Consider the following 965-nt stretch of genomic DNA (forward strand, 5'->3'; position numbering starts at 1 on the left):
AACGTGTTTGTGTATGATTTCGTTGCGTGTTTAAGCACTAAAGTTAGCAAATAAATCACAGATAGAAAGTCCGCGAGGACTTTCGTAAGTAGGCTATAACCAGCAATGAATTATACACGGTGTTACCCAACGTTTTTTATTCAACCGTTTGTTTTAATTTCCAATTTCTGTCATTTAATTCAGTCAGTTTTCCTTTTTTTAAACGAAATTTTATGTCATTAAATTCAATCCATTTTGCACTAGATAATGCAAAACTTATTTCATTATCCTTATTCAGATTCTGAGAGTTTAAAATCAGCGTATCATTTATATTTTTCCACAAGCCTTCTGTGAAATCTGAACCGTGTCCTTTATTTACCCAAAACTTGAATGTTCTGTCCTCTTTTAAAACTAATTTAATCTCAAACCTGTCTTTATTCCGTCCTTTATATTCTCCATAGAAAAGTCTTGTTTTTCTATTTGGTGGCTCAATTCTCATTAAAGAATACATTCTCTTATTAAATATCCTAATAAAATTTTCGTCTCGATAAGAGTCAGTACAACTATGACAAAACTTTAAATTAATAATCTCGATATTGTTTAATCTAATAGTATCAATCATTTTGTCTGGACAACCAGAATAACCTCCAACAGCGCTTATTAAAATTCTTTTTCCATCAAAAAATAATTCGGTTGCTATTTGGTCAATTCTGTTTTCCAACCATTTATTATCATTTTCAGATAGATTAAAATCTTTTTTGAATCCATTATAAAGTTTTAGACTTCCAATAGTGTTTAAACTTCCTTTTATGATTGGGCTTTCTAGTTTATGAATTGAATCCGCTTTTAGATTTTCTGGAATATAATTCACTAAATCATAATACTCTTTTTCATATAGAGTTGATGATTCAGGATTTTGAGCAAAAATTAATGTGCTGAAAATTAAATTTAATATGAAAACTGTTTTTCTCAAATGTTGGGTAACG

1 protein-coding gene is annotated in these 965 nt (G+C 29.1%); it reads right to left on the minus strand.

Going from position 1 to position 965, the window contains the following annotated elements:
• Positions 1 to 136: 136 nt before the first annotated feature.
• Positions 137 to 965: hypothetical protein (locus Q0945_RS15945; protein ID WP_299436646.1), on the minus strand; the 829-nt coding region annotated here is incomplete at its 5' end.

Origin of the sequence: uncultured Maribacter sp. (genome assembly GCF_947500405.1) — a bacterium.
Classification (GTDB): Bacteria; Bacteroidota; Bacteroidia; order Flavobacteriales; family Flavobacteriaceae; genus Maribacter_B.